Source organism: Lacunisphaera limnophila (assembly GCF_001746835.1).
Taxonomy (GTDB): domain Bacteria; phylum Verrucomicrobiota; class Verrucomicrobiia; order Opitutales; family Opitutaceae; genus Lacunisphaera; species Lacunisphaera limnophila.
On record NZ_CP016094.1, the window covers coordinates 3931179 to 3951629 of the forward strand.

16 protein-coding genes are annotated in these 20451 nt (G+C 65.7%); 4 read left to right on the forward strand and 12 right to left on the reverse strand.

The features are described 5' to 3' along the window. The first annotated feature begins 29 nt into the window (after nt 1-29). Nucleotides 30-671, forward strand: coding sequence for an autotransporter-associated beta strand repeat-containing protein (locus Verru16B_RS16460; protein ID WP_069963311.1), 642 nt, complete (start codon nt 30-32; stop codon nt 669-671). On the opposite strand, the gene Verru16B_RS16465 is transcribed toward Verru16B_RS16460, so the two are convergent. From Verru16B_RS16465 to pxpB, 3 genes are read right to left on the reverse strand one after another with little or no spacing between them, the layout of a single operon-like run. Beyond that, nucleotides 652-1401 carry a 5-oxoprolinase subunit PxpA gene (locus tag Verru16B_RS16465; protein ID WP_069963312.1) on the reverse strand — a complete coding sequence of 250 codons (750 nt, stop codon included), beginning with the start codon at nt 1399-1401 and terminating at the stop codon, nt 652-654. The two genes, Verru16B_RS16460 and Verru16B_RS16465, sit on opposite strands and share 20 nt — an antisense overlap. A 4-nt stretch (nt 1402-1405) precedes the next feature. Further along, entirely contained in the window at nt 1406-2395 is a 990-nt protein-coding gene (locus Verru16B_RS16470; protein ID WP_069963313.1) for a 5-oxoprolinase subunit C family protein, read from the reverse strand. Then, nucleotides 2392-3099 carry a 5-oxoprolinase subunit PxpB gene (gene pxpB, locus Verru16B_RS16475; protein ID WP_069963314.1) on the reverse strand — a complete coding sequence of 236 codons (708 nt, stop codon included), beginning with the start codon at nt 3097-3099 and terminating at the stop codon, nt 2392-2394. Before pxpB ends, Verru16B_RS16470 begins: the two co-directional genes overlap by 4 nt. A gap of 127 nt (nt 3100-3226) precedes the next feature. Here pxpB and Verru16B_RS16480 point away from each other — a divergent pair, with 127 nt between their 5' ends. The 3 genes from Verru16B_RS16480 to Verru16B_RS16490 are packed head-to-tail and all read left to right on the forward strand — an operon-like array spanning nt 3227 to nt 6979. After that, on the forward strand, nt 3227-3892 hold the full coding sequence (locus Verru16B_RS16480; RefSeq protein ID WP_069963315.1) for a hypothetical protein: 666 nt from the start codon (nt 3227-3229) through the stop codon (nt 3890-3892). A 4-nt stretch (nt 3893-3896) separates the two neighbouring features. After that, nucleotides 3897-5063 (forward strand): cytochrome c biogenesis ResB family protein, encoded by a 1167-nt coding sequence (locus Verru16B_RS16485; RefSeq protein WP_069963316.1) that lies wholly within the window; start codon nt 3897-3899, stop codon nt 5061-5063. Continuing rightward, entirely contained in the window at nt 5060-6979 is a 1920-nt protein-coding gene (locus Verru16B_RS16490) for a cytochrome c biogenesis protein (protein ID WP_069963317.1), read from the forward strand. Before Verru16B_RS16485 ends, Verru16B_RS16490 begins: the two co-directional genes overlap by 4 nt. Here the strand turns inward: Verru16B_RS16490 and Verru16B_RS16495 are convergent, their stop codons facing one another. The 9 genes from Verru16B_RS16495 to Verru16B_RS16535 form a co-directional block, all read right to left on the reverse strand. Next, nucleotides 6980-8518: a methyl-accepting chemotaxis protein gene (locus Verru16B_RS16495; protein ID WP_069963318.1), complete on the reverse strand. Its 1539-nt coding sequence runs from the start codon at nt 8516-8518 to the stop codon at nt 6980-6982. 142 nt (nt 8519-8660) lie between these two features. Then, nucleotides 8661-10829 carry a cytochrome b/b6 domain-containing protein gene (locus Verru16B_RS16500; protein ID WP_069963319.1) on the reverse strand — a complete coding sequence of 723 codons (2169 nt, stop codon included), beginning with the start codon at nt 10827-10829 and terminating at the stop codon, nt 8661-8663. A gap of 90 nt (nt 10830-10919) precedes the next feature. Next, on the reverse strand, nt 10920-13118 hold the full coding sequence (locus Verru16B_RS16505) for a cytochrome c3 family protein (protein WP_069963320.1): 2199 nt from the start codon (nt 13116-13118) through the stop codon (nt 10920-10922). 285 nt (nt 13119-13403) lie between these two features. Beyond that, nucleotides 13404-14903: a NapC/NirT family cytochrome c gene (locus Verru16B_RS16510; protein ID WP_069963321.1), complete on the reverse strand. Its 1500-nt coding sequence runs from the start codon at nt 14901-14903 to the stop codon at nt 13404-13406. An 82-nt stretch (nt 14904-14985) separates the two neighbouring features. Continuing rightward, entirely contained in the window at nt 14986-15327 is a 342-nt protein-coding gene (locus Verru16B_RS16515; protein ID WP_157772507.1) for a c-type cytochrome, read from the reverse strand. Nucleotides 15328-15355: 28 nt separating this feature from the next. Further along, on the reverse strand, nt 15356-17461 hold the full coding sequence (locus tag Verru16B_RS16520; RefSeq protein ID WP_069963322.1) for a hypothetical protein: 2106 nt from the start codon (nt 17459-17461) through the stop codon (nt 15356-15358). Between the two features lie 21 nt (nt 17462-17482). Continuing rightward, on the reverse strand, nt 17483-18262 hold the full coding sequence (locus Verru16B_RS16525; RefSeq protein ID WP_218918789.1) for a cytochrome c3 family protein: 780 nt from the start codon (nt 18260-18262) through the stop codon (nt 17483-17485). Between the two features lie 225 nt (nt 18263-18487). Continuing rightward, nucleotides 18488-19408, reverse strand: coding sequence for a ThuA domain-containing protein (locus Verru16B_RS16530; protein ID WP_069963323.1), 921 nt, complete (start codon nt 19406-19408; stop codon nt 18488-18490). A 108-nt stretch (nt 19409-19516) separates the two neighbouring features. Further along, nucleotides 19517-20431, reverse strand: a complete 915-nt coding sequence (locus tag Verru16B_RS16535; RefSeq protein ID WP_069963324.1) for a hydroxypyruvate isomerase family protein — start codon at nt 20429-20431, stop codon at nt 19517-19519. Between the last annotated feature and the right edge of the window lie 20 nt (nt 20432-20451).

A 20451-nucleotide genomic window follows, 5' to 3' on the forward strand; every position in this document is an offset into this window, starting at 1 on the left:
GCACGCTGCGGCTCGGGGCCGACAACCTCTTGTCGAACTCCACCGCCGTCACCGTCGCCAGCGGGGCCACGCTCGCCGTCAATGGCTTCACCGACACCATCGCCACACTCGCCGGCGCCGGCACGGTCGACTTCGGCTCCGGTGGCACCCTCATCGCCGCCGGCGCGGGCTCCACCACCTTCTCCGGCGACCTCGCCGGCAGCGGCACGTTCACCAAGCAGGGCGCGGGGATCCTCACGCTGACCAACGACCTCACCTTCGCCGGCACCTTCAACCTCGCCGGCGGCACCCTGCAACTCAGCACCATGAACCTGGTGCTCGACACGCTGAACATCACCGGCAACAGCATCATCGATTTCGCGGGCGTCTCCACCTTGGCCCTGACAAACTTCAGCATCAGCGGCGGCGTCACCCTCACCGTCCAGAACTGGGCCAATGCCTCGGACTATTTCTTCACGCAGTTCTGGACCGGCGCGACCCTGGATGCCACCGGCGCCGCGCCCATGAACCAGATCACCTTCACCGGCTTTCCCGCCGCCGACACCAAGTGGCAGTCGTATGACCGCCAGGTCACGCCGGTGCCCGAGCCGTCCACCTATGGCGCGCTGCTGCTCGCGACCGCCGGCGGCCTGCTCGCCTGGCGCCGCCGGATCAGGCGCCGGGCCGCCTGATCTCGATCCCCGCGGCCCGGAGCGCCGCGCTCAAGCCACGCGCCCATCCCACCGGGTCGGCGCCGTCGCCGTGGAGGCAGATGGTCCCGGCCACGAGGGCCACGTCGGTGCCGTCCGTCGCCCGCACCCGCCCGGTGCGGATCAGGCGCAAAACCTGCGCGACGGCCGCGGCTTCGTCCCGGATCAACGCATCCGGCCGGTCGCGCGGGGTCAGCGTGCCATCCGCCTGATAGGTCCGGTCGGCGAACACCTCGCTGACCACCACCAACCCCTCGCGCGCCTGCGCCGCCCGCACCAGCTCGCTGCCGGCGAGGGCATACAGCCGGAGATTTTTATCCACCTCCCGCACGGCCTGCACGACCGCCGCCGCCAGTTCGCGGTCCCGCGATACCTGGTTGTAGAGGGCGCCATGCAATTTCACGTGATGCAGCGCGACGCCGGCCTGGCCGGCGATCCCCTGCAACTGTTTCACCTGCGCCTGGACCAATGCCGCCGCCTCCTGGGGTGTCACCGGCCATTCGCGGCGTCCAAAGTTTTCCGGGTCCGCAAACCCCGGGTGCGCCCCGACGGCGACCCCGTGCCGCTGCGCCAAGGCCACCGTCGCCCACATCGTGGCCACGTCACCCGCGTGCGCGCCGCACGCGATGTTGACCGAGGTGAGGAACGGCATCAGGGCCGCGTCGTGCCCCCCACCCTCGCCGAGATCCCCGTTGAGGTCGACCGGGGGCATGGCGTCAGCCGGCCAGTCGCGCCAGGCCCAGCCGCACGCGGGTCAGATCACGCTCGCGCTTCAGCTGGAGATCCAGTGCCACCACGAGCGGAATCCGCGAGAAGGTGACTTTCTCCCCCGGCCGCAGCTGGGTGAACCGCCCGATGTCCACGGCCGCCACCGCCGCAATCCGCGGGTACCCGCCGACCGACTGCCGGCTCGGCAGCAGCACGATCGGCTGGCCGGAGGGAGGCACCTGCACGAGGCCGGTGTTCACTGCGGCGGAGATCATTTCGCGCGGCGGCGCCAGCAGCAGCTCCGGCCCATGCAAGCGCACACCCATGCGGTCGGCCTCGCGCGTGGCTTCCCACGCCGAGGCGAAGAATGCTTTCTGGGCCTCGGCCGCAAACCAGTCCCACTCCGGACCGCACATCGCCCGCACCACGCCGGCCGGCGCGGGCTGGCCCAGTGTCTCGGGGCGCACGGTCCAGACTGTGCCGCGCTGGCCCCGCACTTTCAACGAGGCGAGCACCGCGGCCGACCGCTCGCCCGGACCATAACACGGCAGGACATCGCCCGCCGCGAGCGGGCGGCCTTCATGGCCGCCGATCCCGGCGCGCCGGTAGGTGGAGCGGCTGCCCATCACCAGCGGCACGTCAATGCCGCCCGCGACGGCGAGCCACGCCCGCAGGCCCGCCCGGGCCACGCCAAAAACCAGCTTCTCCCCCGCCGCCACGCGCACCGCGCGATCCCGGGGCAACGGCTCGCCTCCGATCGTGGGCTCGAAATCCCCGCCGTTCCACGCCACGAGGGTCTCGCGCTCGAACTGCAGCTCCGGCCCCGTCTGCGCGATCTCGATCAACGCGGCGTTCTCGTCGTTGCCCACCACCAGGTTCGCCACGCGCGCGGCAAAGGCATCGAGCGCTCCGCCGACCGCCACGCCGTACTGCTGGTAACCCGGCCGGCCCAGGTCCTGCACCGTCGTCAACAACCCCGGCTTGAGCACGCGGATCATGCGCGGACCTCCTGCCACTGGGCGAATTCCGCCGGCGTGATGGGCTTGAAGGTCACTTCATCCCCGGCCTGCAGCAGCACCGGCGGATTCTGCTCCGGCCGAAACAGCCGCAGCGGCGTCCGGCCGATGAGATTCCACCCACCAGGCGTGGACTGCGGATAAATTCCGGTCTGTTCCCCGCCGATCGCGACCGAACCGACCGGCACGGACATGCGCGGCTTGGCGTGACGCGGGGTCACCAGTTCCTTCGGCAGTCCGCCCAGATAGGGAAAGCCCGGCGCAAAACCGATCAGGTGCACCCGGTAACTCGCCCGGCTGTGCCGTTTCACCACCTCGTCCGGAAACAGTTTCGCCTGCGCCGCCACCCGCCCCAGGTCAGGGCCGTATTCTCCGCCGTAACAAACCGGGATCTCAACATGCCGCGGCTTCACCTTGGCGGACTTGGGCGGATCCTTCAGGCGCTCGCGCACGCGGGCCGAAAGCCAGTTCACAATCTCATTCTCCGGAGCCCCTGCCTCGACCACCCGTCTTACGTCGTAAAACACCGTCACCGTCGTGTAAGCCGGAGCCACTTCACTCACCCCGGGCAGCGGCTCCGCCGCCAAAGCCCGCCACGCCGTCTGCACCTGACGGTGGATCGACTCGTTGATCCAGTCGCCAAAGACGAGCATGAGCGCACTGTCGCCCAAGGGTGTGATCTGCATGCCTCTGCCTTAAGGGTTGTTGCGCGTTTCGCAGCCAAAATCTCCATCTAATTCCAACTTGCCGCCCCACTCATACATTTCTGTAAAGATTGCGGTTCATCCGGGATTGTTATGCTGTCGTACCAGCATGTCACCACGCCTTACCCCATTCATCCTGCTCCTGACCACGCTCGTGCTGCTCACCGGCTGCAAAGACCGGCAAATCACCGCCTACCGCGCCCCGAAGGATCCCGCCGCCCCCGTGCCGGTCGCCCCGGCGATGACCCCGGGCAACCAACTCCCGCCCGATCACCCGCCGGTCGGCGGCGCGAGCGGAACGCCCGCCGCGATGCCGGGTGGTGACATGGCCACCATGGCCAACACGGCCGTGCCCACGGCGGGCGGCAACGACCTGAAGTGGATCGCCCCGGCGGCCTGGACCCCCAAGAGCGGTTCCTCGATGCGCAAGGGCAGCTACGCGGTCAAAGGCAACGGCGCCGAGGCCGATTTGGCCATCACCGCCTTCCCTGGCGACACCGGCGGGCTTCACGCCAATATCAATCGCTGGCGCGGCCAGGTTGGCCTGGCCCCGGCCAGCCCCGCCGAACTCGACGCGGCCGTCCAGCACCTCGATGGCCAGGGCCTCCACTACGACGTGGTCGACCTCGCCGGCCCCTCCGGCACCCGCCTCCTGGGCGCCATCACCTCTTTCAATGGCAACAGCTGGTTCTTCAAGCTGATGGGCCCCGACGCCCTCGTGGCGGCCGAGAAGCCCGCCTTCCTCCAGTTCCTCCAAACCGTGCAGGCCCCCTGATCCGATGACTCCACTCATTCGCCAGTTCCGCGATTTCTTCGTCTCCCTCCAGCTCACGGTCGTGCTGCTGATCCTCTCGCTGCTGCTCGTCTTCGTGGCGACCCTCGACCAGGTCAACCTCGGCATCTGGGCGGTGCAGGAAAAATACTTCCGCAGCTTCTTCGTCCTCTGGCGGCTGCCGGATTCCAACCTCGCGCTCCCCGTCTTCCCGGGCGGCTACTTCATCGGCGGGCTGCTGCTGATCAATCTCATCGCCGCGCACATCTACCGCTTCAGCCTCACCTGGAAAAAATTCGGCATCCAGCTCACCCACGGCGGCCTCATCGTCCTGCTCGTCGGCGAATTGATCACCGGCATCCTGCAAAAGGACAGCTCCATGCGCCTCGAGGAAGGCCAGACCAAGGCCTACTCCGAGAGCTTCCGTGACCACGAGCTCGCGCTGCTCGACCGCACCGATCCGGCCTTCGACGAGGTCGTCGCCGTCCCCGAGGCCGTCCTCGCCGACCAAGGCAGCATCCAGCACCCGAAGCTTCCTTTCCAGGTCAACGTAAAGGCCTTCTACGCCAACGCCTCGATGCAGATGGGCGCACCCGCCGCCCGGCCCGGCGATCCCGTCGCCACCCAGGGTATCGGCAGCCGCGTGCAGGTTGTGCCGATGCCGCTCACCTACAAACCCGATGAGATCAACACGCCCGCCGCCTTTGTGGAGATCGTCGGGCCCTCCGGCCCGATCGGTACCTGGGCCGTCTCGCCGCTCGTCGGCATGCCCCAAACTTTCTCCTTCGAGGGCCGCACCTGGGAAATCGTTCTGCGCCTCAAGCGCCACTACTATCCCTTCTCCATCAACCTGCTCCAGGTGACCCACGACAAATACCCAGGCACCGAGATCCCCAAGAACTTCGCCAGCCGCATCCGCCTCAAGGACGATGCCGGCCATGAGGACCGCGAGGTCGTGATCTTCATGAACAACCCGCTCCGCCACGGCGGCCACACGTTCTACCAGTATCAGATGAACGCCGCCGGCAAGATGTCGGCTTTCCAGGTCGTCCGCAACCCCGGCTGGCTGATGCCCTACATCGCCTGCATCCTCATGGGCATCGGCCTCACCTGGCAGTTCAGCTACTCCCTTCTTGGTTTCATCAAAAAGCGCTCCGCCGCCGCCGCCCAATGAAAAAGTTCCTCCCTCTCATCGTCCTGCTCCTCGGCGTCGTTTACCTCGCCTCGACGCTGCGCCCCGAGAAAAACCCGACCGGGTTTGACCTCGCCGGCTTTGGCCGCGTCCCCGTCCTCGTCAACGGCCGCATCAAGCCGCTCGACACGGTCGCCCGCACCTCCCTGCTCACCATGCAGGCCCGCCAGCGCGTCAGCTCGCCGGAAACCGGCACGTTTGTCAGCTCGCCCTCCGAGTGGCTCGCGACGGTCTTCTTCGATGCCGCCAAGGCCGACACTTTTCCCATCATCAAGATCGACTCCCCCGAGGTGCTGAGTCTCCTCGGCCTGGAGGAAAAGGACATCCGCATCGAGTACGACAGCGTGGCCAAGCGCACGATGGCCGTGCTCGGCTTCCTCCCCTCGACCAAGTCCCGTTTCTCCTACGCCCAGCTGAAGCCCAGGCTGCCCGAGCTCGACCGCCAGGGCCGCCTGGCCGAACCCGTCGAGTCCCAGCTGCGCACGCCGTTCCAGAAGCAGGTCATCGCCGTCCGCAACCGCGTCATCCTCTACCTTCAGCTGCGCCTCTCCGTGCAGATGCCCGAATCCACGGACTTCCTCACCGAGCTCGAGCTCTTTGAGAAGGCCTTGCCCGCCGGCATCGCCGCCGTCCTCGCCAAGCAGCGGGGCGAAGCCCACAGCACCGAGGCCCTCGGCGTCATGAAGGAAATGGCCGACCGTTTCGCCTACATGGAGCAACTGGGCCACCTGCGCCTCGTGCCGCCCGCCGACGGCGACAACGATCCCAGCCACTGGGAACTTACCGGCACGACCCTCCTCGGGTCCTTCGGCACCGGCAAGATCAACCCCACCGTCATGGAGTACGCCCGCCTCGGTCAGGCCTGGCGCAAGGGCGACACGGCCACTTTCAACCGCATCGTCGCCTCCCTGCATGACCAACTCGAGCCCCGCTACCCCGAGGCCATGCGCAAGAGCGACATCGAGTCCCGCTTCAACGCCGCCGGCCCGTTCTACAGCAGCATGACGCTCTACGTCTGGGCCTTCCTGCTCGCGGTCGTCTCCTGGCTCAAGTGGCCGGAACAGCTCGGCCGCGCCGCGTTCTGGCTCCTCACCCTCGCCTTTGTCTCCACCAGCGCCGGCATTTTCGCCCGCATGTGGCTGGAGGGCCGTCCGCCGGTCACCAACCTCTACTCCTCTGCCCTCTTCGTCGGCTGGGGTGCCGTCTTCCTCTGTCTCTTCCTCGAGAAATTCTACCGCAACGCCATCGGCAGCGTGGCCGGCGGCCTCATCGGCTTCGCCACCCTGCTAATTGCCCATCACCTCTCGCTGAGCGGTGACACCCTCGAGATGATGCGCGCCGTCCTGGATTCCAACTTCTGGTTGGCGACGCACGTGATCATCATCACCATCGGCTACTCGGCCACCTTCCTCGCGGGCTTCCTCGCCGCGATCTACGTCGCCCGCGGCCTGCTCACCCGGACGCTGGACAAGACCACGGCCGACGCCCTCACCCGCATGGTCTACGGCATCGTGTGCTTCGCCACCCTCTTCAGCCTCGTCGGCACCGTGCTCGGCGGCATCTGGGCCGACCAGTCCTGGGGCCGCTTCTGGGGCTGGGACCCGAAGGAGAACGGCGCCCTGCTCATCGTCATCTGGAACGCCGTCATCCTCCACGCCCGCTGGGGCGGCATCGTGAAGCAGCGCGGCCTGATGGGCCTCGCCCTCTTCGGCAACATTGTCACGAGCTGGAGCTGGTTCGGCACCAACATGCTGGGCGTCGGCCTCCACAGCTATGGCTTCATGGACGCCGCCTTCTACTGGCTCATCGCCTTTGTCTCCAGCCAGCTGCTGCTGATCGCGCTGACGTTGATCCCGCTCGAGAAATGGCGGAGCTTCCGGACGCCGGCCACGGCCTGATTAACCAGCGGCTCCGGTCAAGCTGAGGGACTCGCGCACCGGCTGGCGGAAAACATCTGGGCCGCCACCGAGTGCTTCCTCTGTGGCGGGGGCGCCCCCATCGATCAGGCTGGCCAGCGCCTGCACGGCGGCATCGAGCTGCTCGGACTGCCCGGCCAGCTGCTGCGCCGAAGCGGCGTTCTGGTCCGCGCCCGCCGCATTCCGCTGCGTCACCTCATCCATCTCGCGCGCGGCCTGGTTGATCTGGCCGACGCCCGCCGCCTGCTCCCGGCTGGCCTGGCTGATGCCGGCCACCAGCTGGCCCAGCCGCTCCGTGGCCTGGGCGTTGCCCACGATTGCAGCACGGACCTGGGCGAAATCACGCTGGGTTTCCTGCAGATGCTGGCGCGAGTTTTCCAGCAGCCCCTCGGTGGTCTTCGCCGCCTCGGCGGAGCGCCGGGCGAGGTTGCGGACCTCCTCGGCCACCACAGCGAATCCGCTGCCGGCCTCGCCGGCGCGCGCGGCCTCGACCGCCGCATTGAGGGCCAGGATGTTGGTTTGGAAGGCGATCTCGTCGATCGTGCGGATGATCTTCGCGGTCTCGGCGCCGGCCGTGACGGCCTGCGCCAGCGTCCCTTCCATCTGCGCCGACAGGCCGGCGATGCGCTGGTAATTGGGGGTGACCTCGTCCCGCACCGTGGTCTCGGCCTGGCTGGCCGCCTCGGCGTTCTGCTTGGTCATGCCGGACAGCTCCTCCAGCGAGGCGCCGGTCTCCTCGATGGCGGCCGCCTGCTGGCTGGCCCCGGCGGCCATCGACTGGCTGGACGTCGCGATGGTGCGCGCCGCCTCCCCGACCGCCCCGGCCTGCACCCCGAGCCGGGTCGCGATGGCCTGCAACGGCCGCACCACCTGGCGGCGGATGAGATACAGCGTGAGCAGGGCGACGCCCCCCAGCAAAAAGACCGAGGTCAGCACTGTGCTGCGCAACATGTCCGACTGCAGGCGCTGCGCCGCGCCGGTCCACTGCACACGGCTTTGCTTGAGCGACTCATTGCTGAATTGATAGGCGATGATTCCCGCCACCGCCCGCCCGCGGTAGTTCTTATGGCACTCGAAGCACGATTCCGTGACGGCCATGGGACGATAAATGATGAAGGAGTCGTCCGTCTGCTGCTTCACCACCTCGGGCGATTTCAAGAGGCCCTGCAGCGCCTCGGGCAGGGGCCGTTTCAACGCCTCCGGGCGGGAGCTGTAGAGGACCTTGCCCTTGGTGCCGTAGACCGAAAGCTCCTGCACCCCCTGCACCTTGCGCTGTTCCTCGACGAGGAAGCGCACCTTGTCCATCTCGCCCTCCGACATGGCGTCGACAATCGCGCTTTCCGTGGCATGTTCCAGGGTCTCGATCCACTGCCACTGGTCGGCTTCCTCATGGCGCAGGTTGTCGGCCGCGAGCGCCTTGACCAGGCTGTTGCTGCGCTGCCACTGCACGGCCTGCGAGCCGAGGTAGATGGCCGAGATGCCACCGAGGAGGGAGAGGAGGATTTTGCCGTTGAGGGTCATGGTTGTTCCATCGGCCCGCGTGAGCGGGTCGCTGACAGGCAACCGGACAGCGTGGAATGCTGTTACCTCTCGCAGGGATTAACGGCACAACCGGCCTGGGACTGAAACCCAGCCGGCCTTTTTTTGAACTCCGCGCCGGTCCTCAGTGGACCAGACGGGAAACCATGGCGTAGACGATGAGCGCGAGCAGGATCAGGCCGGTGCCGAAGAAGATGAAGCCCCAGGTCTTGGCGATGTGCTTGCGGCCTTCCCAATCGTCGGACTTCACCCGGAAGACTTCGAGCCGGCCGGCGGCCACCAGGCGGTCGTACCAGCGCTTCCGCTCATGGAGCATCTCGGTCTTCGAGATGCGGCCGGAGAAGATGACGGTGTCCATCGGGAATTTCTCGATGCGGAAATGGGTGTTGAAGAAGTGGAACGAGAAGATGAAGCCGGCGGCCAGCAACGCCTCGTCGGAGTGCACCACCAGGGCGATGTTGATCACCCAGCCCGGCAGGAACTGCGTAAAGAAGCCGGGGAACCACATGATGAGGCCGGAGAAACCGATGATCGCCACGCCCCAGAAAACCGCGAAATAGTCAAAGCGCTCCCAATAGGTCCAGCGGTCGAACTGCGGCTTCGGGCCCTTGCCGAAGAACCACTTTTGGTGCGCGATGAAGTCGCGCCAGTCCTGCGGTGAGGGAACCATCGAGTCGGGGTGGAAGATGATCCCAAAAAGGCGCGCCAGCGTGAACTTGCCCGTGACCGGATCCTTCAGGCCGCCGCGATTCCGCCAGAAGCCGCGCACCAGCGCGCCAAGGTGCAGGCCGAAGTACGCAAAGGTGACCACCGCCGCATAGTGGTGCAGGGTGCGCGCCACCTCGGCGTTGCCCAGCAGGCGGAACATGAGCTTCGCCCAGTCCGTGTAGTAGAACTTGAGCGGCATGCCGGTGATCACCAGGGCCAGGAAACTCGTCACCATCATCAGGTGCAGGAAGCGCTCAAAGGGCGTGAAGCGGGTGTAGTTCTCATCATCCACGTGCGTCTGCACCACGGCCGCGCGGAAGGTCTTCGTGTCGTGCAGGTAGAGGTAGATCGAACGGAAGAGCCAGAACGCCGTGTGCAGCCCGAAGAAGCTGAACACGCCGATGAGCAGCGAGGTCATGAACCAGAAGACCTTGTTCAGAATCGGGTAGTTCTCCTTGTCCAGCGGGTTGGCGTGCGGCTGGTACTCGGTGAACTTTGGCCCGACCCCCGGATGGCACTGCTGGCAGGTCGTCAGGATCTGGTCCTTGGACAGTCGCGAGCGCGGGTCGCTGACCGGGAAGACGTCGTGGTGGCCGTGGCAATCGTAGCACGCGGCGACATCGGAGGCCACGTTCGGCTGGCCGAGGGCCATGGCCTTGCCGTGGTAAGTCTCGCGGTAGTGCTCCAGCCGATCCTCGTGGCACTTGCCGCAGCTCTGGTCGCTGTTGGCCTTGAAGTGGGCGTTCGCCGGTTTCTCGATGTCGTGCGCGCTGTGACAGTCCGTGCAGACCGGACCCTGCTTGTCGCCTTTCAGCAACAACTGGCCATGCACGCTCTCCTTGTAGGTGTCCTCGATGCCCAGGTGGCAGGTGCCGCAGCTCTTGGCGATGTTGGCGTGGTTGGTGTGCGACTCCTTGTCGACACTGCGCTTGATGTCGTGGACGCCATGGCAGTCGTTGCAGGTGGGCGCCACCACCAGACCCATCTTGACGAGGGCCCGGCCATGGATGCTGTCGAGATAATGGCCCTCCGCCTTTGACTGGCCCATGCGGTAATCCTTGGTGATCTTCGCGTCGTCGTGGCATTTCGCGCAGGTCTTCGCCAGGTTGAACACGAACACCGGCGAGTCCGCCTGCTTGACCGGCACCATGTCGTGCGTGCCGTGACAGCTGGCGCAGGTGGCGGCGTCGGACGAGCCCATCTCATGGCTCACCCCGTGGATGCTGTGGTTGAACTGGGTGACCGCATCCGCGTGGCAGCTCGCGCATTGGGCCGGCGGCAGCTTGGAGGGATGCTCGGGTTCGGTGATCGAGGCGTGGCAATCCACGCAGTTGATTTTGCCATGCACCGATTTGGTGAAAATCTCAGGCCGCACGCCGACCCACTCCTTGGGCTGGCCCCGCTTGCGCGCCTTGAACTCGGCCTCGTGACAATCCAGGCACTCGCTGTTCGGGATGACCGCCGGAGCGGCCGCCAGCGCGACGGGCTCAGTCGGCTCGGCGCCCCGGACCGTCCCCCACCCCAAGGCCCAGACGCCGACCAGCGCCAGCATGATCCGGACCCACGATGAGGAGACCTTGTCCATGTTGGCCAGTATGCCTCAACCGGAGCGTGGCGACTCCGCAGTCCTTGCGTGCCCGTGGGCGTATCTTGCAGGAATTGCGCAGTGCCGCGCTCAAGCCGGGTCCGACCCGCCCGGCGGTGGGCCCGGCGGCGGGGTCTGCTCCGCCGCTTTCATCGCCTCCAACTGCAGCGGATGCTCCTCCCGCATCTCGGCCTCCGACATCTGCCCGGTGAGCCAGGCTAGGTTCATCGGATACACATCCGGGTTGAAGATCACGAAATAGAAATGCCAGCAGATGATCGCCAGCGTCGCCAGGATGGCCTCGTAGTAGTGCACCGTGCGCGCGACGTCGAAACCGAGCTTGGCGAAGAGATTCATCGAGGTGTTGTCGAACCAGAGGACGGCGCCGGTGATGCCCATCAGCAGCGTGCCCCAGACCATGGCCCAGTATTCGACCTTCTCGATGTAGCTGAACCGCCCGAAAGCAGGTTTCGTCGGCGCCAGGCCGAGGTTGTACCGCAACACCCGCCAGGGATCGGTCACATCGCGCCACCGCGGCAACAGATCGAGGAAGAGCTGCCGGCCCGGCCGGGTCCCGGCGAGGTACCAGACATGCCAGGCGCCGCCGGCCAACATGATGACGCCGGCCACCCGGTGGATCAGGCCGCGCCACTCAAAGGCCCGCGCGCTGAGGCTGCGCAGCCCCACCACCCACCACGCCTCGGGGAAACGCAGCATGAAGCCCGTGACCACCAACACGACAAAGCTGATCACCAGCACCAGATGCTGCAGTCGCTCATGCCCGGTCATGCGGACGTAGAGCCGGTGGGCGACGTGGGGCTCCACCAGCTCGCCCTTCTGGATGGCGAGCTTCCGCCGGATCTTCTTCAGGAAATCCAGCCCGTTGTGCACGAGCATGCCGCCCACCGTCCCGGCGATCAAAATCAGATAGAACGTGGCGATCCAGTACAACACGGGGGAACCGTCGCGGTGCTCGTCGCTGGAGTGGACCGCGCCGATCGTGAACCGGTCGCCGGCGCCGGGATGACACTCGCCGCAGGTCTGCACCAGGTTCGCCTTGTGCACGCTCGAGGTCGGGTCTTCCTGTGACTTGATGATGTGGCTGCCGTGGCAGCTGGCGCAGTTGACGACACTCACCGCGCCCCCGCGCACGGCGAGGCCGTGGTAACTGTCGGTGAAGGTTTTGAAGGTGTCGCTCGAAAGCCCGTAACGGCGGGTAAGCCGGACCGAGTCATGGCATTCGGCGCAAACCTGCTGAGCCAGGTTCGCCGAGTGGACCCGGGAGGCCGGATCCTTGTGCGGCTTGATGTCATGCTCGCCGTGACAGCTGGTGCACCCGGCGGAGTCCAGGTTGCCCTGGCCGAGGGCGATGGCATGCACGCTCTGGCGGTAGTCGTCCGCCTGCTTTTCATGACAGCGCGCACAGGTTTCCGTGAGGTGCAGCCGATTGATGGACGCCGAGCCCACCGCGGCCTTGTTCATGGCATGCGCGCCGTGACAGTCCACGCAGCTGGCGGCGTCCGCCTTGCCGGCCTGCAGCGCGGCCCCGTGCACGGAAAGATCAAAACCGGCCACGAACTTCGCGCCAGCCGTCGGCTGCTCCCCCGCCCCGGGATGGCCCACGTGGCAGGATTCGCAGAGGACAGCCTGGGCCAGCTTCAGCTCCACCGTCGGGCTCTTCAGCGCCTGCGCGCTGATCGGGTCGCGGTGGCAGGACAGGCAGTTGGGGGGGCGACGGTCGGAGCCGGGTACATTCAGGGCGTGCGCCGAGGCGAGGAATCCCTGTTGCGCTTCCTGGTGACAGCGCCCGCAGGCCTCCGCCTGGACGCGGGCCGCAAACGGAAAGTCCGGGTGCTTCCCCGCCAGCATCTCATGCGGGTCGTGACAGGACGCGCAGCTCGTGTCCTCGCCCTCCGGCCGCGGGTTCAACGCCATCCGGGGATGGAAGGCATGCTTGGCCGCGGTGTCCTCGTGGCACGACAGGCAGTCCACCTTCGGCAGTTTGGACGGATGTTCCGGCTCGGTGATGCTCGTGTGACATTCCACGCAGGCCAGCCCCCAGTGGGCGGACTGTTCGTAGGCGGCGGGTTTGATCCCGATCCATTCCTTGGGCTGACCCTTCTTGCGCGCCTTGAATTCCGCCTCATGGCAGTCGAGGCACTCGCTGTTGGGCACCACCGGCGGCGGCTTGCCGCCAACGATGGCTTCCTCCCCGCGGACCCAGACGGCCGCGCTGAGCCCGACCCAAACAACGCCGGCAAAAAGCCGGAGCAGAGCTGAAGTGTTCATCGTCCCTTGCGGAACGACAAAGTGCCACATCCCGCGACCGCCGGCTGCGCAGGAGTTGGCAGGCGCGGAGCGTATCTTGTGAGTGGCACCCCGCCGCGGCCGCCCGGTAGCGGAAAGCGTAAGCATTTCGTCTCGCGCGCAAACGAAACGCCCCACGTGCCACGAGCGAATGCTACGCTAGCTTGGTCTCTTGCCGTGAACGCACGGGATCAGGCCTGGCAAAGGCTGAAGGGCGGGCTTCCACCCTTCAGCGAGATTAAACGGATCCCCTGCCCGACCGGCCGGCTACTTGCCCTGGATGCCGCCGTTGTGACAGTCGGCGCAGGTCAGTTCCTCGTCGTACTCACCGTTGGGGTGCACGAACTCAAGGCCGGTGGGACTGATGGAGGCGAGCTCCTCGCCCTTGCCCTGCGCGATGATGGTATGGCACGAGGTGCAGTCACTGGCGCGCACGGTCTCGCCCTTTTCCGTCTTGTGCTTGTCATCATGGCAGCGGAAGCAGCCGACCCAGTCCTTGTGCCCGATGTTATTCGGGTAGACGCGCCAGTCGGCCTTGCGCTCGGGGAAGATGGTCGTGGCGTAGATCTCCTGCACCGCGGCGATGGTGCCGGGCAGGTCCGCGTGGTCCTTGTATTTCGCCTGGAGGAATTCGGCGATCTTGGCGGGGGCCTCGGCGGAGGTGGTGATCTCCTCCTGCATCATGGCCTGGACCGCGCTGCGCTTGATGTTGGGCAGCTTGGTGCTGACCTTGCCGAGGGCCATGGCGTGCTCCACGGTCTCGTTGGCCGTGGGGAAGACGTGGGCCGGACGGTTGTGGCAGTCCATGCAGTCCATGGCGCGCACCAGGTCGGCGGGCGGCTCGCCCTTGAATTCCTCGTTGCGGAAGATCTTCACCGTGCCGGCCTTCTTGTCGGTCACGCGCATCCAGACGATGTCCTGGCGCTTGGTGTCCACGGCGTAATACTCGACCACGTTGTCGGGGCTCACATGCCAGTGAATGCCCCCGATCGGGCTCCCGGGCCGGCCGGCATTCACGTGCATGAGCATGCGGATGGTGTGGGTGTCATTTTTCCGGTTGGAGAGGTAATGGTCATAGACCAGCTCGACGTTGCCGTGGAACTTCTCCGGCCAGTGGCACTGCTCGCAGGTTTCGCGGGCCGGGCGGAGGTTGTGCACGGGTGTCGGGATCGGGCGCTGGTAGTTGTCGAGGGTGTAACCGATGAGCTGGCGGGTGCCGTTGAGCTTGGCCTGAATGAAGGCCGTCGCCCCCGAGCCGACATGGCACTGCACGCAATCCACCCGTGCATGGGCGCCGCGCTGGTACGTCTGGAATTCGGGATTCATCGCCGTGTGGCAGACCTGGCCGCAGAACTGGTTGGACTCGGCGTAATGGTAGGACTGGTAGCTGCCGAAGGCGCTGAGCAGCAGGAAAACCACCCCGCCGGCGCCAAACAGGACGAGCAGGCGGCGCTGCGCGGCGTTGCTGAAATCCAGCCGCCACTTGTCGGGCTTGGTCGCCGCATGCTTCGCCGCCCAACGGCGCTGAGCCCAGGCCCCAAAGAAAGTCAGGGCGATGCCGGCAATCAAAAAGCCGGGCGCGACGATGTAGCTGAAAATGCCGAGGTAGGGATTCTGGTTGGACCCGGTGAGGTCCATCCAGGTCAGCAGGGCAAAGGAGAACAGGGACCCGAGCGAGAGCACCGCGCCGATCGCGCTGATCCAATTGTTGAAATCCGAACGGGGTTTGGATGCGGCGGCGGGCGGCGGGACGGGAGCGTCACTCATGGCGTGGATCGTTGGGTGATAAAAGAATTTTCCCGGCGTGAACGGCTGGGCTCACGTCGGGAAAAGAGGAATCGGCAAAGGCTCAGGCCTTCAGCTTGCGGATGAAGTCGACCAGGTCCTTGGCCTCCGTGTCAGGCTTCTCGAGTTCGTCCTTGAACGCCTTCATGCGCTCCTTGCCGTTCTCGGTGACACCCTCGAGGATGGCCTTGAGCATCTCCTCATCCTTGAGTTCGGCCTGGACCGCAGCGTCGGAATAGTCGCGGATCTTGAGTTTCTTGCCCTGCTTGGTCTGGGCCTTGCCATCCTCACCGTGACAGGAGGCGCAGAGGTTTTCCCAGTTTTCCGCGGCGGTGGCGGCGCGGCCGGCAACACAAACGGAGGCCAGCGTGAGGCCGAGCAGAGCGAGTTTCGTGGTGGTTTTCATCGGAGTGAATCGGAGGGGGTGGAGCAGATCAGAACCGGTATTGCAGCTTGCCGTAGAGCATGTGCGCCTCGTAGTCGGCATAACCGCCATTCGGCACGTCATCGTTCTTGGCGTAGGCATACTTTAGCGTCACCGAGGTGCGGCGGTCAAGCCTGCGGGTCCAGGTGACGGAGGCCAGCTGCGTCTTCGCATCGGAACCATAGGCGACCGTGCGATTCGAGTTGTCCACAAAGCTGTCCTTGGACTCGGTGACCGCGTAGTCGAAGTAGACATCGCTCTGCTCGTCGAGCACGTAGCCGCCACCCAGGCTGAGGTAGATGTAGTTGGCGTCGGAGTTCTTCACCAGGCCGCCGGCGGCGCCCGTGAGCGGGGCGGCGGGGGTGCGCAGCGTGTCCCAAACCATGTTGGCTGCACCCTGCACGTACCAGCGCGGACGCGGGGTCCAGCTGATGGTCTCGGAGATGATGTGCGTGGTCATGCTGCCGCTCTCGTTGAAGGCCAGGCCGATGTCCTGCGAGGTGATCGAGCTATCCTGATAATCGTAGCGGGTGACCGAGCGCAGCTGGGCACCGAGCTTCGTGCTGAGGCGGACGTTGAAGTCGTTCGTCTCGAAGTCCTGGTTCGCCAGGTAGGCGGGATAACGGTCGGCCGAGCTGACGGTATTGTCGCGGGTGTTCCGGTAATCGTTGGTGCGAACCTTGTAGTAGTACTGGGCCGCCACCGTGGTGCCGGGCATGACATACCAGGTCGCCGTGGCGGCGTACTTCTCGCTCATGCGCTCAAAGCGGGTGTCGCGGTCGATCGAGACGATGGCATGAGTCGTGCCGGGCTCGAGGATGCGTTCTTCCGTGAGATCACCTTCGGAATCGGTCCAGTCGGCCTTGAAGTTCAGGGAGACCTTTTTGATGCCGGTGTAGCGGGTCTCGATGCTGGCCGCGACGACTTCCCAGTCCTTCTCGCTGTCGGCGCCGACGAGCTCGACCGCGGGCGGGCGGGTCGTGCCGCCGCCGAAGTTGGTCTCCTCGAACTCAACCTCGTTGGTCCAGTCGATGGTCTCGAAGCGGACGGAAGGGACGATGACCAGGGTCTCGCGCGGCTGGTAGCGGGCGCTGAGTGTGCCAATGGTCTGCTTCATCTCGGACTTGCCGTGCAGGGCGAAGAAACCCTCGTCGCGCTGCTGGCGGTTGACGAAGGCACCGTCATACACCGGGTCGTAGTCGGCACCGTAGATGCGACTGCCGCTCAGAGTGGTATCGATGGTCGTGGTCGCGACGGCCGTGGTGACCATCAGCTTGTCGTGAATCTTGTTCTCGTAGGAGCCGCGCACCTGGAAGAGGTCGTAATCCTGACCTTCCTTCGCGGTAATCTTGCGGTCCAGCCCCGCTTCGCCGGCGCGCCGGTTGATGTTGCGGGAGTTGGTGTAGTCACCTTGGTCGACGCGAACACCCAAGGCCCAAGCGCTGTTGTCCTTGGCCTGGCTGACGTCAGCCGAGAGCTGGTGGCGCTTCTCGTCGATGCCGAGGAAGGTGGGCAGGAGACCGCGGGTGTTCGCCGCGTTGACGGCCAAGCCGGTGTCACCCCAGGAGGTGGAACTCTTCGTGCCCTTGCGGGTGAAGAGGTCGTACCGGACGTTGAAATGCGGCTTGTCCTCGGGGAGGAAGCCGGCCTCGAACCAGAGGTTGCCCCGGTCGATGGCGAGGTCCTCGTCATAGAGCGAGCGGGTGAACATCCGGGACGGCAGGTAACCGCCGCGGCCGTCATACCAGACCCGGAATTCCTTGTAGCCGAGCTTCACGAATCCGACGTCGTCCTTGGTCACGGTGAGGTCGAAGAGGTAGTCGTTGTTGCCCGCCAGCGCCCGGCCCTTGAGGACCAGGGTCGTGGTGTCGTTGAGCGACTTCGTGAGGTAGAGATCCTCGACGCCACCAAACCCGTTCTTGTCGAGCAGGTTGTGTTTTTGAAAGGCCGGGCTGTGGCCGTCGGTGTCGACGTAGCCGTAGGCGAAATCAATGTTGTTCTCGAGCGGGGCTTCTTTCGGTTCGGCAGCCGGCAGTGCGCCGGCGGCGAGAAAGAGGCCCGCGCACACCAACACGACAGGCCGGCTAAGGGAGGGGATGGAAGAGTTGAGGTTCATCGCGGTATCCTGGGTTGGCGGTTAGAAGCGGAGGGAGGAACTGACATGCGAGCCGTGGATGGCCTCGTGGCAGCCGGCGGACCAGCAGGTGCCGCGGGAGAGGAAGGAGGCGTGGTCGCGGCCGCCGATCAGGATGACGCCGGGGGCGGTCTGCTGCTGGAAGTGACATTGCAGACAGAGGTTGGCGTTGCGCGCCTTCAGCATCTTGTCGTTGAGCGAGCCGTGGGGGCTGTGGCAGGTGATGCAGCCTTCGCGGGAGGCCTCGTGCTCGAACACGTAGGGGCCGCCTTGCTGCACGTGGCACTTCACGCAGGACTCGTTGAGCGCGGTGAAGTTGGTGCCGCCCTCGGAGATGGCGTCGCCGGTGTGCGGGCTGTGGCAGTCACTGCAGTTCATCTTGCCCTCGAGCACCGGGTGCGCGTTCGGCAGGGCGAACTCGCCGCGCTTGTCCAAGTGGCACTGGAAGCAGGTCTCGGGGGAATTCTTCGGGTTGACGATGTTGTCGCGCCCGCCGCCGGCCTTGGCGTGCAGGGAGCCGGCGCCGTGGCAGGACTCGCAACCGATGGCCTCGCCCTTCACGTCCTCGGCGAACAGCTTGGCGTGGGTCGCATCATGGAACTTGGAGGTCACGTCCTCGTGACACTGGGAGCATTTGCTGTCGCCGACGTAGGTGGCGCCCGCGATCGTGGGCGGCGCGACGACGGTGCGTTGCACGACAACACAGCCAACGAGGAACATTCCCCAGAGGGCGGTGCCGCCAAAAATCATCGTGGTTTTGGACCAGCTTGGTTTGTAGCTCATGGTGAATTCTTGTCTAAGGTTGGGGGTATTTGGTGCAGTAAGCCTGATTGCTTGTGCGACATCATGTCAGAACATCGTCTAAAGGGCTGCGCATCTGTTGCGACCACGTGCGCAAGCCTTGTCAAAATATGCGCCACAAGGAACCCCATTCATCTGGGGTTTGTACCTCCATCCGGGTGGGCGATGCGAGCGGGTCACGATCGCCGGCCGTCAGGCGAAACCAGCCTATTGCTTCATCTCCGGGGGCGGCGCCTGGAGCGTCGCGTGGCCCGGGGCCACGGCCGTCAGATTGGGCGTCAGATCCGCCTCAATCCGGCCCGCCGCCCACTGCAGCATGCCGACCACCATCGCCTGAAAATAAGCACTGTCCCAGACGTCGTCCCGGTGACCCATCGCGTTGTAGGCGACGCGCCCCTGCCCGTGCGGCCGGGCCCATGCCAGCGGGTACGGCGGGCGCGCATAATCGGTGCCTTCCATCCCGGCCGTCTGCATCACCAGCAGCACGTGGAGATCGGGCGCGAAATCCTTCAGCGTGTACCACTCCTCGTTGACGTTCAGCTCGGCCCCGGCCTCGCCGAAGCCGGGGAATTTCGGGTCGGTCACGGTCGCCTTCGCGACCTGCTGCGGACCGTGGCGGATGAACTCGCCGCCGAGCATCCGTGCGTAGGGATCCCCGCCCTCGCCATAGCTGCGGTAACGCGGAAGACGCCGCTGGTTGTTGCCGCCACCACGCTCGTGCGTGTGGAAGGTGTCGCTGCAAGCGTGCAGACCCACGAACCCGCCGCCCGCCGCCACATAGTCGAACAACGCGTGCAGGCCCGGATTCGTGATCCCCGGATGGCCGTCAGTCCCGGTGCTGGTCAGGTCGCCGCTCGTGTAGAACATCAGCGCATCAAACTGCGCCAGGTAGTCCTTGCTGAAGAGCGAGCCGTCCTTGCTGAAGGTGAATTCGATGCCGTGTTTCGCCCCGAGCGCCGTCAGCACGTTCTCCGAATAACTCGGCTTGCCCTCCGTCCACTTGACCACGCTGTGTTCGAAGCCGGAGGACTTCGTGAAATACAGCACGCGCAGGGGCGCGGCGACGGCGGACAGGGCGGCCAGCCCAAAGGCCAGACCGATGAACAGACGGGGGGTACGGGGTTGCATCGGCGGCGATTGAACCACCCCACCCCGCCGGTGCAACCGGCAATCCAAGGCCGCCGACTCCGTTCCCTCCTATTGCGGCGGGCATAGACCGCCGCGACAGGGAAAACATCACACGTCACACACGCGCACGCCGTGCTGTAACGCCGCGAGGGCCGCGGCCGTTTCCCGGGCGCGAGGAATGAACTCCTGGCCGACATAACCCTGATAACCCGTCTCCACGATCGCCCGCATGATCGCCGGATAGAACAGCTCCTGGTTCTCATCGAGCTCGTTGCGGCCGGGGACGCCGGCCGTGTGATAATGCCCAATGTACTGATGGTGCCGGCGGATCGTGGCGATCACATCGCCCTCCATGATCTGCATGTGGTAGATGTCGTAGAGCAGCTTCAGGCGCTCCGAGCCGGCCCGCCGGCAAAGTTCGACGCCCCACTCCGTCCGGTCGCACATGTAGTCGGCGTGGTTCACGCGGCTGTTGAGTAGCTCCATGACGACATTCACGCCCAGCTTCTCGGCGAGAGGCAGGATCCGCTTCAGACCGATCACACAATTCTCCAGCCCCTGGGCGTCGGACATGCCGGCGCGGTTGCCGGAAAAACAGATCACGCTCGGATACCCGGCCTCGGCCGCCGCCTGCAGCTGCGCCTCGTAGGCCGGCACCAGCGCATCGTGGTACTCCAGGCGGTTCCACGCGTGCGAGATCCCGCCGACCGACAGGTTACCGACCTTGGCGGTCGGGTTGGTCACCATGGCGCAGATCAGCCCGTGTTTCTTGAGCGTGGGAAAATCCTTCGGGCCGAGCAGCTCCACCGACTTCAGCCCCATGCCCGCGGCCGCGGCGCACAGCTCGTCGAGGGGCATGCCGCGAAAACACCACTGGCAGACCGACTGCTTGATCCGGCCCTTGGGCGCGGTAGACGGAACGGCGGCAACTTCGGATGCCTGCAGCAGGCCGAGGCCGCTGGCGAGGACGGTGCCGGCGCCCAGCTGTTTCAACGCGGTGCGACGGGAGACGGGGTAGGTCATCCCACCAACCTAGGACGATC

Coding starts and splice junctions, on each gene's coding strand:
- Verru16B_RS16465 (WP_069963312.1), bottom strand. CDS start 1,401: ATGCCCCCGGTCGACCTCAACGGGGATCTCGGCGAGGGTGGGGGGCAC.
- Verru16B_RS16470 (WP_069963313.1), bottom strand. CDS start 2,395: ATGATCCGCGTGCTCAAGCCGGGGTTGTTGACGACGGTGCAGGACCTG.
- pxpB (WP_069963314.1), bottom strand. CDS start 3,099: ATGCAGATCACACCCTTGGGCGACAGTGCGCTCATGCTCGTCTTTGGC.
- Verru16B_RS16480 (WP_069963315.1), top strand. CDS start 3,227: ATGTCACCACGCCTTACCCCATTCATCCTGCTCCTGACCACGCTCGTG.
- Verru16B_RS16485 (WP_069963316.1), top strand. CDS start 3,897: ATGACTCCACTCATTCGCCAGTTCCGCGATTTCTTCGTCTCCCTCCAG.
- Verru16B_RS16490 (WP_069963317.1), top strand. CDS start 5,060: ATGAAAAAGTTCCTCCCTCTCATCGTCCTGCTCCTCGGCGTCGTTTAC.
- Verru16B_RS16495 (WP_069963318.1), bottom strand. CDS start 8,518: ATGACCCTCAACGGCAAAATCCTCCTCTCCCTCCTCGGTGGCATCTCG.
- Verru16B_RS16500 (WP_069963319.1), bottom strand. CDS start 10,829: ATGGACAAGGTCTCCTCATCGTGGGTCCGGATCATGCTGGCGCTGGTC.
- Verru16B_RS16505 (WP_069963320.1), bottom strand. CDS start 13,118: ATGAACACTTCAGCTCTGCTCCGGCTTTTTGCCGGCGTTGTTTGGGTC.
- Verru16B_RS16510 (WP_069963321.1), bottom strand. CDS start 14,903: ATGAGTGACGCTCCCGTCCCGCCGCCCGCCGCCGCATCCAAACCCCGT.
- Verru16B_RS16515 (WP_157772507.1), bottom strand. CDS start 15,327: ATGAAAACCACCACGAAACTCGCTCTGCTCGGCCTCACGCTGGCCTCC.
- Verru16B_RS16520 (WP_069963322.1), bottom strand. CDS start 17,461: ATGAACCTCAACTCTTCCATCCCCTCCCTTAGCCGGCCTGTCGTGTTG.
- Verru16B_RS16525 (WP_218918789.1), bottom strand. CDS start 18,262: ATGAGCTACAAACCAAGCTGGTCCAAAACCACGATGATTTTTGGCGGC.
- Verru16B_RS16530 (WP_069963323.1), bottom strand. CDS start 19,408: ATGCAACCCCGTACCCCCCGTCTGTTCATCGGTCTGGCCTTTGGGCTG.
- Verru16B_RS16535 (WP_069963324.1), bottom strand. CDS start 20,431: ATGACCTACCCCGTCTCCCGTCGCACCGCGTTGAAACAGCTGGGCGCC.